Raw genomic sequence first — 265 nt, 5'->3', positions numbered from 1 at the left:
AATCAGTTGGAGAATGAAGGTATTCATGTGAATCATAAAAAAGTTTACCGCCTGATGAAAGAGTTAGGCCTTCGATGCCAAGTTCGCATGAAGAAATACCATTCTTATAAAGGGAAAGTCGGTGAAGTAGCCGATAATCTCTTGAATAGGGAATTTACAGCTTCGAAACCGAATCAGAAATGGGTAACGGATATTACGGAGTTTAAATTGTTTGGTGAAAAACTCTATCTTTCTCCCATTCTGGACTTATTTAATGGTGAAATCA

The 265-nt window shown here is 37.0% G+C and carries 1 protein-coding gene; it reads left to right on the top strand.

The features are described from left to right. Positions 1-265: IS3 family transposase (locus tag D479_RS19725; protein WP_008640682.1), on the top strand; the 265-nt coding region annotated here is incomplete at both ends.

This window comes from Halobacillus sp. BAB-2008, from assembly GCF_000328325.1.
Lineage (GTDB): Bacteria > Bacillota > Bacilli > Bacillales > Halobacillaceae > Halobacillus.
This window is presented reverse-complemented; position numbering and strand designations above follow the sequence as displayed.